This window comes from Mycobacterium sp. NGS50, assembly GCF_059812545.1.
The window spans coordinates 1-287 of sequence record NZ_JCALCW010000109.1 but is presented as its reverse complement, the minus strand read 5'-3'; the positions used below and the strand labels follow the sequence as shown (position 1 = coordinate 287).

The 287-nt window shown below is 59.9% G+C and carries 1 pseudogene; it reads right to left on the bottom strand.

Annotated features, from left to right (window positions below):
• Positions 1-275: pseudogene (locus tag AC5Y36_RS25900) on the bottom strand (outer membrane porin GjpA); the annotation flags it as partial.
• Positions 276-287 lie beyond the last annotated feature (12 nt).

Below are 287 nucleotides of genomic sequence, written 5' to 3'. Positions count from 1 at the left end.
TCGTTGATGGAGTTCATCAACGCGATCCACGGACTGATGCCCGGCCCGATCATCCCCATGAACACCGCGCTTTGCGGCGAGCCCAGCCAATCGATGAGCGGCAGGATCGCGTTCGGATCAACATTGTCGGGCAGATAGCCGGCCACCTGACCGAACATCAACGCATGCGTGCCATCCATCGTGTGATTGAGCACCGTGGCATGCGTCGCATCGGTTTCGTTCTGGAGCCCCCACCCCGAGAGCACCGCATTCAGATGCCCCTGAATCGACTCCACCACACCATTGGT